Consider the following 15,252-nt stretch of genomic DNA (forward strand, 5'->3'; position numbering starts at 1 on the left):
GCTACCGCCGTTCCGTGTCGAGCAGCAGGTCCGCCTCCCGTTGCAACGCGTCACGGTCCCAGGTGACCACCGCTCCGGGGACGGCGTCCGGCAGGACGTCCTCCATGTAGCGCAGCTTGCGCCACCGCAGGCCGTACACCGCCAGCGCGATCTGGGCGACGCCCAGGACGACGATCATGAGCGCCATGCCCCGGCCGGGCCCGGTGCCCAGCACGGCGCCCGCGGTCCCGCTCAGCCAGCCGCCCTCGCGCATCGCCGGTTCGAAGAACGCGTCGGCGAGCCGACCGGCGCAGAGGTAGCCGAGCGGTTCCGTGAGGTTCGCGATCATGCGGTTGCTGGCCAGGATCCGGCCCTGGAGCTCCATCCCGACCTTCGTCTGGATCATGGTCTGCCAGTGGCCGTTGAGCAGCGCGAGCGAGGCGGCGATGGCCGCCAGTCCCACGGCCAGGAACAACGCCGAGGGCAGCAGACCCACCAGGATCATGCCGGCACCCGTCAGCAGGGTGAACCCCACCATCCCCGTGGCCCGCCGTTCGAACCCGCCCCAGAACGCCATGGCCACGCCCCCCGCGATCCCGCCCACGGCGCCGACCACGGAGGCGAGAGTCAGCGTTCCGGCGGACGCGAACGACAGCACCAGCGGCGGGGTGAGGGCGATGGCGAAACCGAGCATGAGGTTGAACGCCAGGAAGAAGGCGATCATCGCCACGAAGCTGGGACGCCGGGCGATGTAGCGGACGCCGTTGGAGATCTCCTTCCAGATCGTCTCCTCCCGCCTGCGGAACAGCGTGTCGGGGAACCGGACGACGAACAGCGTGAGCAGCGAGACGAACACCGTCGCCAGGTCCACCCAGAGCACGCCGCCGAGCCCGATCAGCACGATCAGCGCGCCGCCGAGCAGCGGTCCCCCGGCCTGGCTCAGCGCGACCAGGGCCTGGGTGACGCCGTTGGTCCGGCCGAGGTACTGCTTGGGGACCAGTTGCGTGGTCGCCGCCAGGTAGGCCGGCTGCTGGAAGGACCCCGCGATCGAGCTGAGACCCGTGGCGATGTAGAGATGCCACACCTCCAGCGACCCCGTGGCGTACATGACCAGGCAGAACCCGGTCCCGCAGACGGCCACCAGATCACCGGCGATCATCACCAGACGGCGGTTCCATCGATCCGCCGCCGCGCCCGCGAACGGCAGCACCAGCAGCGCGGGCAGCAGCCCGCAGACCAGGATGACGGAGAACTGCGTCGCGCTGCCCGTCTCCAGATACACCCACACCCCGAGGCCGAACGCCAGGGCCCTGGTGCCGAGCATGGAGACGAGCTGGCCGAGCGTGACGAGCAGGAATCCCCACAGGCCCGAAGCGGCCGACGGGACACTCGGCTTCTTCTCGGCGGGCGGCCGCTGTCGGCGCTCGAACCAGCGGGTGAGGATGGCGGCGAGCTCGGCGGCCTGGTGCTTGAGAAAGAAGTGCCCGGCGTCCGGGATCACCTCCAGCTCGGTGTCGGCGCACAGCAGATCCCACTCGCGGTGCCGTTCCTCATGGAACTCGGTGAGCCGGTCCCGCTCGCCGACCACGCTCAGCGCGTGCAGCGTGCGGGGACGGTCCGTCGCGTGGCAGTGCTCGGTGTAGAACTGTTCGGCCTGCCGGGAGTCGTGCCTGAGGGCGCGCAGGATGAACGCCTGCTCCTCCGGGTCCAGGCTGTCGGTGAGCCCGCCGATGCCGCGCAGCGTGTCGCGATAGAGGCGGTCGGATCGCCAGCGGTCGCTGGGCAGGAGCCTGGCCCACAGGTCGAAGAGCCGTCCCGGCAGGCGCGGCGCCGGGAACGCGCCCCCGAACACCACGCCGACGACGTCCCCGCCCCCTGCCTCCAGCCGCTGGGCGATGTCGAAGGCCAGCGCGGCGCCGAGGCAGTGGCCGTACACGATGACGGGGCCCTGGACGGTCGCGCGGATCTCGGCGACGCACCGGGCCGCCAGCGTGTCGAGCGGCTCCATCGGGGCCGACGGGTCGCCGAAGTCGTGTCCTGGCAGGTCGACGGCGAGCAGGGGGAACTCGGGCGGCAGGGCCCGGGCGAGTTCGCCGTAGGCGGCCGCGTTCCCGCCGCCGAAGGGCACCGCGACCACGGTGGCCGCCGTCGCCCTCGCCGGGGTCGCGCCTGGCAGCCGTACGAGGAGCCCGCCTCTGGGGTTTTCGCCCTTGAGCAGGTCCGCCAGCTCGCGGATCGTCGGGTGCTGGAAGATCGCCGCGACCCGCAACCCGTCCCCGATCTGCCGGGCCAGCCGCATGGCCGAGAAGGAGTCGCCGCCGAGCGCGAAGAAGTCGTCGTCGATCCCCACCTCCGCCAGTCCGAGCACCTCGCACCAGATCCCGGCCAGGCGCTCGTCGGCCCCGTCACGCGGTGGCGCCGACGGCCGGTCGCCCGCGATGCCGGGTCCCGGCTCGGGGAGCGCGCGCCAGTCGAGCTTCCCGTTCGGGGTGATCGGCAGCCGGTCCATCTCCACGAAGGCCGCGGGCACCATGTACGGCGGCAGCTTCGCGCGGGCGTACTCGTGCGGCGCCGCACCGTCCCCGCGCATGACGTAGTACGCCACCAGCCGGGCCCGCCCCTCCTCGTCGTGCCGGACCACGACGGCGGCGTCCCCGATGCCCGGATGCCCCCGCAGCACGGCCTCGACGTAGCCCGGCTCGACCCGGTACCCGCGGATCTTCACCTGCCGGTCCAGCCGCCCGAGGAACTCGAACACCCCGCTGGGCAGCAGCCGCCCCCGATCACCCGACCGGTACGCCAGGGCGCCCGCGTCGTACGGATCCCGGATGAACCCCTCCCCCTCGGACAGATACCCCCGGGCGACACCCGCGCCGCTGATCAGCAACTCCCCCGCCGCCCCCACGGGCACCGGGCGCAGCCGCGCGTCCACCACGCGCACCCGGACATTGTCGAGCGGACTCCCCAGAGGCACGACCGGCCCGCCACGACCGTCGCGCCCGGCCGGGACGCGGTGGGCGAGCACCGCGACCGTGGTCTCCGATGGCCCGTAGTTGTTCCAGATCGAACAGTCCGGCCGGACCTCGCGGACGGCGTCCACGAGCTCCCACGGGCACGCCTCCCCCGCGAGGACGAGGTAACGCGCCGGGACGACCGCCGCCAGCAGCCCCGCGTCGCGGACGGCCTGGAGGTGGCTCGGCACGAGCTTCATGAAGTCGATCGGATGTCGCCGGAAATATCCGGCCAACTGCTCGGGATCGACCGCCCACTCGTACGGCAGCACGTGCACGGTCCCGCCGGTGGCCAGCGCCCCGTACAGGTTCGTCAGCCCGAGATCGGCGGCGAGCGTGGACACGAGCGCGAAGTGCAGCTTCTCCGGCACCTCGAGGCGGGTGAGGATCGCGGTGAGGTAGTTGGTGAAGCTGCCGTGCTCGACCACGACCCCCTTCGGCCGCCCGGTGGATCCCGAGGTGAACACCACGTACATGGCCTCATCCCGGGCGATCCGCCGCCCCAGGTCCGTCCCGGGATGACCGGCCAGGATCGCGCCGATCTCCTCCAGCACCACGACCCGGACCGGCCCGTCAACCGAACCGGCCGTCTCGATCGCCGCGTGGTCGACTTCGGCGTGGGTCAGCAGCACCTTCGCGCCTGACTCGGCGATGACCGCCGTGAGGTGACTCGCGGGCGCCGCCGGATCGAGCGGCACGTACGCCGCCCCCGCCTTCTGCGCGGCCAGCATCGCGACGACATGGTCCACGGAGCGCTCGAACAGCAGGGCCACCAGGTCGCCGGGCCCCACCCCCTCGGCCACCAGGTGCCTGGCCAGCCGGTTCGCCCGCTCGTTCAGCTCGCCGTAGCCGGCCACGTCGTCGCGGCACCGGACCGCGTCCCGTCCGGGCTCGAGCGCCGCGTACGCCTCGAACCGGGCCAGCAGGGTCGCGGCCTCGTCGAAGTGCGGCAGGCCGACCGGCGCCGGCCGTACCGTCTCCAGATCCCCGGCCGGTGCGGCGGGCAGCGCGGCCATCGGCGCGTCCAGCCCGGTCAGGGGCGGACCGGCGAGCAGGGCGTCGACGACCTCGGCGAAGTGACCGCCGAGGCGCTCCACCAGCTCGCGCGACAGCAGCTCCGCCGCGTACGTCAGCGTGACCCGCAGCTCCCCCTCCGTCTCGACCACGGCGCAGGACAGGTCGAACCGGGCCCGCGCGTTCCCTGCCCGCAGCGGGGTCACGGCGAGGCCGGGCAGGTTCTCACCGAGGTCGGTGGCGGTGTGGTAGTTGAACATCACCTGGACGAGCTGACCCGCGCCGAGGTCCCGCTCAGGCGCCAGCTCCGCCACCAGCCGCTCGAACGGCAGCTCCTGATGGTCGTAGGCGTCCAGCGCCCGCTCGCCGACCCGCCGCACGAGTTCGCGGCAGGTCGGCGCCGGGCCCAGGTCGAGCCGGAGCGGCAGGGTGTTGATGAAGCAGCCCACCAGTTGCTCGGCCTCGGGGCGGTCCCGGCCGGAGACGGGCACGCCGACCACGACGTCCTCCGTGGCGCAGTGCCGGTGCAGGACGTACCCGAAGGCGGTGAGCAGGAGCACGAACGGGGTCACGGACGCTTCCCGCGCCACCTCGCGCAGGCGGCGGCAGGTCCGGCGGTCGAGCGTGAAGTCGAGCTCGGCGCCGCGGTCGGAGCGGATCGCGGGGCGGGGCCGGTCCAGCGGGAGTTCCAGGATGGGCGGCATGTCGGCCAGCCGCTCACGCCAGTGGTGGAGGTGGTCGCGTACGACGTCGTCGGTCAGGCGGTCGCGCTGCCAGGCGGCCACGTCGGCGTACTGGACCGGGAGCGGGGCGAGCTCGTGGCCGGCGTAGGCGTCGAAGAGGTCGCGGACGAGCTGCCGCGACGACCACGCGTCCGTCGCGATGTGGTGCGTGACGAGCAGCAACGCGTGGTCGTCGTCGGCCAGCCGGACGAGCGTGGCCCGCAGCGGGAACTCGCTGTCCAGACGAAAGGGGCATTCCGCCTGCGCGGCGAACACCTCCCGCACGGCGCCGGGCAACTCGGCCCGACCGGCGTCAGACGGCTCCACCCGGCCTACTTCGGACGACTCCGCCCGGGCCGCCGTGTCGGACGGCTCCACCCAGGGCGCCGTGTCGGACGGCTCCACCCGGGCCGTGTCGGACGGCTCGGCGGCCGCGTCAGGCCGGACGGCGGCGGTCAGGTCGATGACGTCGAGGGACGGGCCGTGGCCGGGTGGGGCCAGGACCAGTTCGGGTTCCGCGCCGTCGGATGAGCAGGTGGTGCGCAGGACCTCATGACGGTCCACCACCGTCGCCAGGGCTTCGCGCAGGGCCCCGGTATCCAGCGGACCGGTCAGCCGCATGGCCTGGACGACGTTGTAGGCAGGGCTGGCCGGGTCGAGGTTCTGCAGGAAGTGCAGGCGTCGCTGCGCGAACGACATGGGCAGCCGGCCGGTGGTCCGGTTCAGGCGCGGGATGGGGGCGGGCACGGCAGCGGTAAGGGTGGCCGCCAGGCGGCTCAGCCTGGCCCGCTGTTCGGGTGAGAGACGTGCCAGCCGTTCGGCCAGCGCGGTGGGCGTCATGCGGCGCCCCTCTCGTATCCATCCGTCAGGCTTCCCCGTCTATCCGGCATGCCGGAGACGTCCTGCTCGCCCACGTCGGAGAGGCCCTGAACGACCGCGACGGAGGGGTCCTCCATGACCGCGTCCAAGGCGTCCTGCTCGACGCTTTCCAGCAAGGCCAGCAGCTCGTCGGCGTCCATCGCCAGCAGTCGCCGGTCGGCTATCTCCCGGGCGATGGCGGTGACGGTGGCCGCGGCGAAGATGTCGCGCACCGACAGCGTGACGCCGAGGTCACGGCGGATGCGGGAGACGAGCTGCATCGCCGAGATGGAGTCGCCGCCGAGCGCGAAGAAGTCGTCGCCCGCGGAGACCGCGCCGGTCTCGAACAGCTCGGCCCACCGATCGGCCAGCCACCGCTCCACGTCACCGTCCGGAACGACAGGCCGTCGGTTGGGCTCCGGCGTCGTGATGGGTCGCGCGGCCGGCTCCATCGTGGGGGTTCCCGGAGACGCGCCGGGCCGGGCGAGCAGGCGCAGGGCCGTACGGTCGATCTTGCCGTTGGGGAGGGACGGGAGCTCGGCCAGCTCGACCAGTGCGGTGGGGATCATGGCGAGGGGAAGCATCGTGGTCAGGTCGCGCCGCAACGCGAGCAGGTCGAGGTCCCGGCCCTTCGCGGGGACGACGTACGCCGTCAGGCGGGCCCGCCCGGCCGACCGCTCCGCGGTCACGTGGACGTCGCTGACCGGCCCGCAGGCGCGGATCGCCGCGGCCACTTCGGCGGGGTGGATGCGTACGCCGTTCACCTTCAGCTCGTCGTCGGCCCGGCCGAGGACGACGAGTTCCCCGCCGTCGGACACGCGGCCGAGATCACCTGTGCGGTAGGCGGTGACGCCGCCGAGGTCGGCGAAGCGGGCCGCCGTCTGCTCGGGCATCCCCACGTAGCCGTGACCGGTGTGCGGGCTCACCAGGACGATCTCGCCCTCGGCCACCGGGTTCCGCAGCGCCGCGCGGACGAGAGGGGCGTCGAACGGCCCGGCCGGGTCGATGAGGCAGAAGCGCGTCTGCGGGACGGGCCCGCCCGCCGGGAGATCGCCGGTGAACCGCTCGGAGACGGGCAGCCGCTTCCAGATCTTGGGCAGCGTGGTCTCGGTGGTGCCGTACAGGTTGACGCGGGTGCGGGTGCCGGGGAACACGAGCTGCCACTCCTCCAGCAGGGCGGCGTCCAGCGGCTCCCCGGCGAAGAACACCGTCCGCACGGACTCGCACCGGGTACGGCCATGCCGCAGCCAGCCGCGGGCCACCGACGGCACCGCGTTGACGACGCTGACGCGGCTGTGCCGCAGCCAGGCCACGGTCGCCTCCGGCGAGTCGGCCTCGCGCAGGGCCGGGATGACCAGCGTCGCGCCGGCCCACAGCGGCAAGAAGACGTCGCGGACCGCAACGTCGAAGCTCAGCGCGGTCAGGAACGCGACCCGGTCCCCCGGCTCGACGCCGAACTCGGCGCACTGCCAGGCGAGGAACGAGGTCAGCGCGGCGGCCGAGCCCAGCACCGGCTTCGGCCGTCCGGTGGAACCGGAGGTGAAGAACACGTACGCCCCGTCGGCGACCGCAGCCGGGCCGGGCTCGCCGGAGCCGGGCTCGCCAGGGCTGGGCGGCTCCGCCGCGTCACGCGAGACCGCCCTGGGAATCGCCGCCGCGGGACGTGACAGCGTCCCGGGGATCGCCGCCGCGGAACGTGACAGCGCCCCGGGGATCGCCGCCGCGGAACGTGACAGCGCCCCCGGGATCGCCGCCACGTCACGCAGCACGATACCGGGCCTGATCAGGCCGAGCAGGGTCTCCTTGCGGCGGGCGGGCAGGTCGGGGTCGATGGGCACGGGAACGCCGTCGAGCGCCAGGACCGCCAGGAAGTCCACCACGAACTCGATGGACCTGCGCCGTTCGATCGCCGTGAACCGGCCCGGCCCCACCGCGCCGGACAGCGTTCCGCCGCGTTCCGCCATCTTCCCGGCGAGGGCCGCGTAGGTGAGTGATCGCGTGCCGCATTCCACTGCGACCTGCGTGGGCCTGGTTACGGCGTGCAGGTATATCCGATCGACAAGCCTGCGCTTCTCGGTCGAGGGCGTATATGCCCTGGTGTGCTCCGTCACCGCTCTCCTCAGGTGTCACGAGATATCTGGCCGCGCCATCGCGACCTCACCTGACAAGGCGTTCCAGGGTGTTCCAAGGCGGAGAGAGACTGTCATACCAGGGGATGATGAAGAGCGGCCTCAGGGTGGATGTTCGCCGGCGGCATCCGCGAGACCGTGGGAGCATGATTCGACTAGCCCGGACTGCCGCCGCGTTCGCCCTGATCGCTCTGCTCGCTTCGTGCGGGACAGCCACGACGGTCACCCCGGCGGTCCAGACGAGCCATGCTGGGGGGCATGGGGCCAAGGTCGCGCCGGTGGCCGCCCCGTTACGAAGCGACGAGCGCTTCGAGTCCCTGAAGATGGCCGAGCCCTACACGCCGAGCGGCCCCAACGGCGGCACCGACGACTACAGGTGCTTCATTATCGACCCCAAGCTGACCAAGCAGGCGTTCCTGACCGGAGCCCAGTTCCAGCCGCAAAACCCCGACATCGTGCACCACGCGATCTTCTTCAGGCTCGACCCCAAGCAGGCCGCGCAGGCCAAGGCGCTCGACGACAGCACCCCCGGTCAGGGCTGGACGTGCTTCGGCGACGCCAGCGTCGACGACGCCTCCTGGGTGGCGCACTGGGCGCCGGGCACCAACGAAAAGCTGCTGGATCCGCGCTACGGCTACGCGCTGCCGCCCGGCAGCAAGCTCGTCATGCAGATCCACTACAACACCCTGAACGCGGAGGGCCGCCCTGGCTCCGACCAGTCGAGCATCCGGCTACGGCTCACCGACAAGACCTTGGAGCCGCTGGAGACCGCGCTGTTCCCGGCACCGATCGAGCTGCCGTGCACACCGCAGGAGACCGGCCCCCTGTGTGACCGGGCCGCCGCCGTCAAGGACGTGGTGCGCAGGTTCGGTCCCGGGGCCGACGGGGAGGCGAATGGGCTGGCCAAGATGTGCGGGCCGCTCAAGCCGGGGCCGACGCAGCACTGCGACATCCCCATCCCGGGCAACGTGACGCTGCACGCGCTGGCCGGGCACATGCACCTGCTCGGGCGCTCCATCAAGGTCGAGCTCAATCCCGGCACGCCCAAGGCGCAGACGCTCCTGGACGTCCCGAAGTACGACTTCGACGACCAGGCGCTGCGTCTGCTCGCCAAGCCCGTCACGGTCAAGAAGGGCGACGTGGTGCGGGTGACCTGCACGCATGACGCCGCACTGCGCGCACAACTGCCGCAGTTGCAGAAGCTGCAGCCGCGCTACGTGGTCTGGGGCGCGGGGACCAGCGACGAGATGTGCCTGGGCATCGCCATCTGGTCGAAGGCCGCATAAGGGACCAAGGGCCGCGCAAGAGCGGGCCGCACGAGAGAAGGCCGCGCAAGAGCGGGCCTCGTAAGGCTCGAGGGCCGCACAAGGGGTGCAGGGCGCACGCATACCGCCAGGCCGGTGTGCGTGCGCCCTTGATCGGGGTCCGGGTCGGGGTCGGGGTCGGTCCGGGTCCGGGTCCGGGTCCGGGTCCGGGTCCGGGTCAGCCGAGCGTGATGCGGTCCACGTTGGGGCCGCCGCCTGCGGTCGTGGCGGTCAGGCGGATCGTGTTGGCCCCGGCCTGGAGGTTCACCGCGACCGTGCCGTCCGTCCAGGTGTCCCAGTTCGCCGTGGCCGGGAACGACTGGGTGGTCACCGCCGTGCCGTTCACCGCGACCTCCATCGGCCGGTCCACCGCCGTTCCGTTGGCGTACCGGATCGTCAGGGTGCCGGCGCCCGCGGCGGCGGCGGTGACGGCGAACTCGACGTACGAACCCACGAGGTTGTCGTAGTTGACGAAGCCGGTCCCGGTGAAGCCGGTGTGGTTGGACTCGGCCACGCCCTGCGAGATCGTCGCGTTCTCCGCTTGGTACTCGGTGCCGGCCGGGGTGGGGGCCGACACGTCGACGTAGTCCGCGTTCGGGCCGCCGTTGGCGGTGGTGGCCGTCATGCGGATGGTGTTGGATCCGGCGACCAGCGGCAGCGTGAACGTGGCCGTCGCCCAGGTGTCCCAGTTACCGGTGCCGGGGAAGTCGCGGGTCAGCGTGGTGCCGTTCGCGGTGATGGTCATCGGGCGGTTCACCGTCGTGCCGTTGGCGTACCTCAGGGTGACGTTGGCGTTGCCCGCCGCGGTGGCGTTGACGCCGAACTCGACGTACGAGCCGACGACGTTGTCGTAGTTGACGAAGCCGGTGCCCGAGTAGCCCGTGTGGTTGGACTCGACCACGCCCTGCGAGATCGTCGCGTCCTCCGCCTCGTAGTGGGGGCTCGCCGTGGTGGGCCGGGCGCGGATGAGGCGGGTCTCACCGGGGCGCAGGGTGGCGCTGTAGGAGGAGGCGACGGTGCCCTCGGAGCCGCCGGACCACAGGTTCGTGACGTCGGCGGGGCCGGTGAAGCCCACTTGCGACCAGGTGACGCTGACCGTGGAGTTGCCGGACGTGCCGGTGTTGTAGAGGGCGACGATGTAGTCGCCGTTCGACTCCCGTTTACGCCAGACCTGGTTGACACCACTGTTCACAACGCGCTGGGCGGCGACGCCGTCCTGGTCGACGGCGATGAGCCGGTCGTTGGTCAGCATGGCCAGGTCGGTCGAGGTGAGGGCGGTCAGGTCGGTGCCGAGCAGCAGCGGGCTGGAGATCATGGCCCAGTGCGTCATGTGGGTGCGCCGCTGGTCGGCGGTGAGGCCGACCTGGTCGCCGTTGCCGACCTCCAGCGAGTCGTAGTCGTTCCAGCCGCCGGGCCCGGCGTACTGCTGCCAGGAGGCCGCGGAGGTGAACCGGCTGGACACGTGCGACCAGTCGGTGAGCGGGAACCCGCTCCCGTTCGCCCCGGGACCGCAGTAGCACTCGACGTCGCCCTGGGTGCGCCAGCTGTTGGCCAGCCGCTTCCAGGTGGTGGCCTGGGCGATGGGCAGGTTGTTGGACAGGGCGAAGTTGATCGGCCGGCCGGTCTGGCGCAGCGCCTTGTCCCAGGCTTCGACGTCGGCGACCGTCGTCGCGTCCACGCCGTCGATCTTCAGGTAGTCGACGCCCCAGGAGGCCATCTGGTTCGCCCACGAGTTGATGAACAGCTGCGCGCCGGGGTGGGAGTAGTCGAGCCGGTACATGTTCTTGCAGTTGTAGTTCTTGTGCGTCTGCGAGGTGTCGGCGATGTCCTGCGCGTGGTAGGAGGTGCCCTCGATGGGCTTGTTGGCGGTGACGGCGTTCTTGGCGATGCCGGGCGTGACGTAGAAGCCGAACTTCAGGCCCTTGGCGTGTACGTAGTCGGCCAGCGCCTTGATCCCGCTGGGGAACTTGGCGGTGTCGACGGCCCACCGCCCGAAGCCGTCGACCTGGAAGCCGTTGGAGTCGCACTTCTGGAAGAAGTCGTCGAGGTTGATGTAGACGTAGCCGTGCGCGGCCAGGCCGCTGCTGACGAGCGCGTCGGCCTGGGCCTTCATTTTCGCCTCGTCGGGCCAGCGCCGCACGAAGCTCCAACTGCTCCATCCCATGGCGGGCCTGATCGACAGGCCGTTGTCGGACGCGACCGCGGGCTGAATATTCATGAATAAGCCCGCTAAAAGCACCGCGACCGCCGCGATTATCCCTCTCCGTCTCACGGGGTTTTTCTCCTTTGTTTTACGGCCGGCCCGGTGGGCGCCAAGCGCCGTGCGGGGCCGGGGTCTGTCCAGGGGAACGCTCCTCCGGTGGAGCCGGCGCGCCGCCGTTACGTGCGCCTTCTTGACCGTGGCTTCCGTTGGTGGCTTCCGTTGGTGCCGGCCACCGTGCGGTTGGTGCCAGCCACCTTGCCGTTGGTGCCGGCCACCGTGCGGGCGGTGCGCGTCCGCACGGCGGCCGGAGTTCAACCGATCGTGATCCGATCGAGGTTCGGGCCGCCGCCGGCCGTCGTGGCGGTGGCGCGGATGGTGTTGGCGCCCGCGTTCAGCGGCACCGTGATCGACTTGGTGACCCAGGTGTCCCAGTTGGTCGTCGCGTCGAAGGCGAGTTCGTCCGAGACGAGCGCGCCGTTGACCGTGATGTCCATCGGGCGGTTGGCCGTGGTGCCGTTGGCGAACCTCAGCGTCAGCGTGGCCTCCCCCGCCGACTCGGCGTTGGCCGTGAACTCGACGTACGAGCCGACCAGGTTGTCGTAGTTGACGAAGCCGGTGCCGGTGAAGCCGGTGTGGTTGGACTCGGCCACGCCCTGCGAGATCGTGGCGTCCTCGGCCTGGTAGTCGGTGGTGCCGCCACCGCCGCCAGGTGTCACGTCCACGTCGATGTAGTCGAGGTTGGGGTTGCCGTTGGCCGTGGTGGCGGTGGCCCGTAGCGTGTTGGCGCCCGCGGTGACCGGCACGGTGAAGGTGTCGACGGCCCAGGTGTCCCAGGTGCCGGTGCTGCCGTAGTCACGGCTGGCGAACACCGTCGTGCCGTTGACCGCGATCGCCGACGGGCGGTTCGTCGTCGTCCCGTTGGCGTACCCCATCTTGATCGTCGCCGTGCCGGCGGTGGCGGCGGTGAGAGACCACTGCAGATAGGAGCCGGCGGCGTTGTCGCCGTTGACGTAGCCCGTGCCGCTGTAACCCGGGTGCGAGTTCTCGAAGATGCCCTGCGAGATCGTCGCGTCCTCCGCCTCGTAGCGGCCGGGTGGCGGCGTCGTGCCGCCGCCGCCCGCGTAGTCGCCGCCGACCCAGGCCTCGTCCACCCGCCACCGCGAGACGCCGTGGTGGCCGGTCTTGGTGAGCCGCACGTACCGGTGGGTCGAGGCGGTCAGGTCGATGACCTGCACGCCGCGCGCGTTCGGCACGGTGCCGGTCTTGACCGCGCTGCCCCAGCTCGTCCCGTTGTCGCTGACGTACACCTGGTAACCGGAGATCCGCGCGGACCCGGACGACGGGTAGACCGTCGAGTCCTCACGCTGGTTGAACGCCAGGTACTGGATCCGCTTGGCCGAGCCGAGGTCGAAGGTCAGCGTCGCGGGTTCGGCGGCGTTGCTGTCCCAGTAGGTGAGGTAGTCGCCGTCACCGGCGGCCGAGGCGGCGTGCCCGCTGGTGGACGAGCCGGCCGACAGGGTGACGCCGCTGTGGATCCCCTCACGGCCGGAGGAGATGACCTTGAAGACCGTGTCGTACTGGTCCCACGAGGAGATGCCGCTCAGCGTCAGCGTGCCGCCCGCCTGCGTGAAGGTGACGGGGGCACCGGTGCGCAGGTTCGTCACCGAGCTGATCCGGTAGCCGTTGTCACGCAGCGACAGCGTGCTGCCGGACGGCGGCGTGACGACGTGGACGTAGTGCCGGTTGGGATCGTTCTTGGCGATCGTGGTCACGCCGTGGGCGCCGTTGTTCCAGAAGCCCGGTTTGAGCCCGCCGAACATGTAGCCGCCGCCCTCGGTGCCGCCGAGCGACTCCCAGATCTCCCCCAGATAGGTGTCGGCGAAGTTGTTGAAGCTCACCTGCTGGGCGGGGAACTTGCCGTTGACCATCGCGGTCTCGGCCATCAGCGCCTTCACCGACGATCCGGCGTTGGTGATGAGCCGGCCCAGCGTGAGCTTGCGGTCCACCGCCTGGTCCGACCCGCCGTACCACCAGGGGCCGCCGGTCGGCAGCTTGAAGTCGGCCTCGATCAGCCTCGGCAGCGCCGTGTAGACCGCCTGCGGGTAGTCGTAGGACGGCGTCATGCCGGTCTTCTGCTCGTTGCTGATCATGTCCATGATCGGCGTGTCTTCGTTGTTGTTCGAGATCGTCATGTCGGGGCGCTGCTGGTAGATCTTGGCGTAGAGGTTGTTGCTCTCCCAGTAGGCGTTGTCGTTGTCGATCCAGAACCCCGCCAGCTTCGGATAGCGCTGCATCTGCTCGAAGAACTGCAGGTAGCTGAACTCGCCGAACCCGTCACGCGTGGTCAGGTCCACGGTGTGGCCGACGTAGCTGGAGAAGGCCGAGGAGTTGAGCCAGTCGCCGGAGCTGAGCCCTTCGTTGTGCCACTGCGGGTCGTCGGTCATGTAGTTGATGACCTTCAGCCCCTGCGCGTCGGCCGCGTCGATCAGCTCGCCGAGGAAGTCCCGCGTCGTGCGGCACGAACCCGGGATCGACGACGGGTACGGCCTGGCGTAGCCGAGCCGGCTGTGGAAGGTGGCCAGCACGATGTACTGGGCGTGCAGCTTCTTGGCCTCGTTCACCCAGTAGGAGGCGCTCCAGCCGCCGTTGGTGACGTCGGCCTCCCAGCCGCTGCAACTGGTGTGCTGCGGCGAGGTGCGCTCGCCCCAGTGCAGGAAGACTCCGGAGATCGAGTTGCGCAGGAACGCCTGCCGCGGGTTCTGCAGGTCGGCCTGGGCGGGCAGAGCGGTGGGCAGGTCCGTGAGCAGGCCGAGCAGGAGAGCGAGTACGGCGAGCACCGCCGTACGCGACACACGCGGCTTCATACCAGGACCTCCAGGTAGTCGAGGTTGGGGCAGCCGTTCGCGGTGGCGCCGGTGACCCTGACGGTGTTCGCGCCCGCGACCAGGGTGGCGTTGACGCTCTTGCTCGCCCACGTGGTCCAGGCGCCGGTGCCGCCGAAGCTCAGCCCCGAGGCGACGACGACGCCGTTGACCGTGATGTCCATGGGGCGGTCGGCCGTGGTGCCATTGGCGTACCGGATGGTGAGGGTCGCGGGGCCGGCGGCGGACGCGGTGTGCGTCCACTGGACGTAACACCCGGCGGCGTTGTCGGTGTTGACGAAGCCGGTGCCGGAGAAGCCCGCGTGGTTGGACTCGACCACGCCCTGCGAGATCGTCGCGTTCTCCGCCTCCAAGCGGGTCGCGACGGCCGCCACCTGCTTGTACGCCCGCATGTTGGTCAGCAGCATGTAGCAGTTCTGCAGCGAGCCCGAGGTGTCGCCGAGCGAGCGGTAGATGCCCCACTTGGGACGGACCCGGTCACCGAGGAACGTGTCGCCGGTCTTGGTCGCGTCGACCAGCGTGGTGGCCCCGTCGCGCAGCACCCAGCGGACCGAGCCCGCGCCGCCGTCGCCGATCTTGATCTCGTACTCGGCGTCGATCCACTTGTTCTGCAGCGGCTCCAGGTTGGTCCGTCCGACCAGGATGTCCGGCTCGAAGATCTTGTGTTCGATGGTCTGCACCCCGTCCACCCGGCGCAGCGAGGTGACCGTGATGGGCAGAGTGCCGGTGCCCGGCATCTTGGTCTGGCTGATGTGGGTGAAGGTCGTGGTGGCCTTCAGCGAGCTCGGGATGAACATCGAGTACGTGACCCGCCACGTCTCGCCCTTCAGCCACTGCAGGTAGCCGCTCGGGTTACGGGTGCCGGTCACCTCCTGTCGCTGCCGGTCGGTCATCGAGTCGCGATCGACCGTGTGCATGTTGAAGCGGAAGTTGTTGCCCTCCGCGAAGATGTGCGGCTGACCCGCGGGGTGCGAGTCGGCGCGGTCGTCCTCGATGGTCTCGAACGCGCCGAGCCCGGCGGACGACGCTTCGGGGGCCCACATGAGCTGCCAGGCGGTCGCCGCCGAAGCCGGGCGGGCAGGCAGGTACGGGGTGAGAAGCGCGGCGCCCACGAGGGTCCCCAGCTGGCGTCGGGTGAGTTCCATGGCTT

At 70.9% G+C, this 15,252-nt stretch carries 6 protein-coding genes; 1 reads left to right on the top strand and 5 read right to left on the bottom strand.

The window, feature by feature from the left end:
• Position 1: 1 nt before the first annotated feature.
• Both AB0F17_RS02155 and AB0F17_RS02160 read right to left on the bottom strand, forming a co-directional pair.
• Complete coding sequence (locus AB0F17_RS02155) at positions 2 to 5,566, bottom strand: amino acid adenylation domain-containing protein (protein WP_358014738.1); 5,565 nt, start codon at positions 5,564 to 5,566, stop codon at positions 2 to 4.
• The gene (locus AB0F17_RS02160; protein ID WP_358014741.1) at positions 5,563 to 7,695 is read right to left on the bottom strand and encodes a non-ribosomal peptide synthetase; all 2,133 of its coding nucleotides are present in this window, start codon (positions 7,693 to 7,695) and stop codon (positions 5,563 to 5,565) included. Before AB0F17_RS02160 ends, AB0F17_RS02155 begins: the two co-directional genes overlap by 4 nt.
• A gap of 164 nt (positions 7,696 to 7,859) precedes the next feature.
• On the opposite strand from AB0F17_RS02160, the gene AB0F17_RS02165 reads away from it, so the two are divergent.
• Positions 7,860 to 8,999, top strand: a complete 1,140-nt coding sequence (locus AB0F17_RS02165) for a monooxygenase (protein ID WP_358014744.1) — start codon at positions 7,860 to 7,862, stop codon at positions 8,997 to 8,999.
• A 196-nt stretch (positions 9,000 to 9,195) separates the two neighbouring features.
• On the opposite strand, the gene AB0F17_RS02170 is transcribed toward AB0F17_RS02165, so the two are convergent.
• The 3 genes from AB0F17_RS02170 to AB0F17_RS02180 all read right to left on the bottom strand — a co-directional run bounded on the left by AB0F17_RS02170 (position 9,196) and on the right by AB0F17_RS02180 (position 15,247).
• Positions 9,196 to 11,235 carry a carbohydrate-binding protein gene (locus tag AB0F17_RS02170; protein ID WP_358014747.1) on the bottom strand — a complete coding sequence of 680 codons (2,040 nt, stop codon included), beginning with the start codon at positions 11,233 to 11,235 and terminating at the stop codon, positions 9,196 to 9,198.
• 296 nt (positions 11,236 to 11,531) lie between these two features.
• A complete protein-coding gene (locus tag AB0F17_RS02175) occupies positions 11,532 to 14,084 on the bottom strand; it encodes a carbohydrate-binding protein (protein ID WP_358014750.1) in 2,553 nt (850 codons plus the stop codon).
• Entirely contained in the window at positions 14,081 to 15,247 is a 1,167-nt protein-coding gene (locus AB0F17_RS02180; protein WP_358014753.1) for a carbohydrate-binding domain-containing protein, read from the bottom strand. The genes AB0F17_RS02175 and AB0F17_RS02180 overlap by 4 nt, the downstream gene beginning before the upstream one ends.
• Positions 15,248 to 15,252: the final 5 nt, after the last annotated feature.

This window comes from Nonomuraea sp. NPDC026600, from assembly GCF_040638335.1.
Lineage (GTDB): Bacteria > Actinomycetota > Actinomycetes > Streptosporangiales > Streptosporangiaceae > Nonomuraea.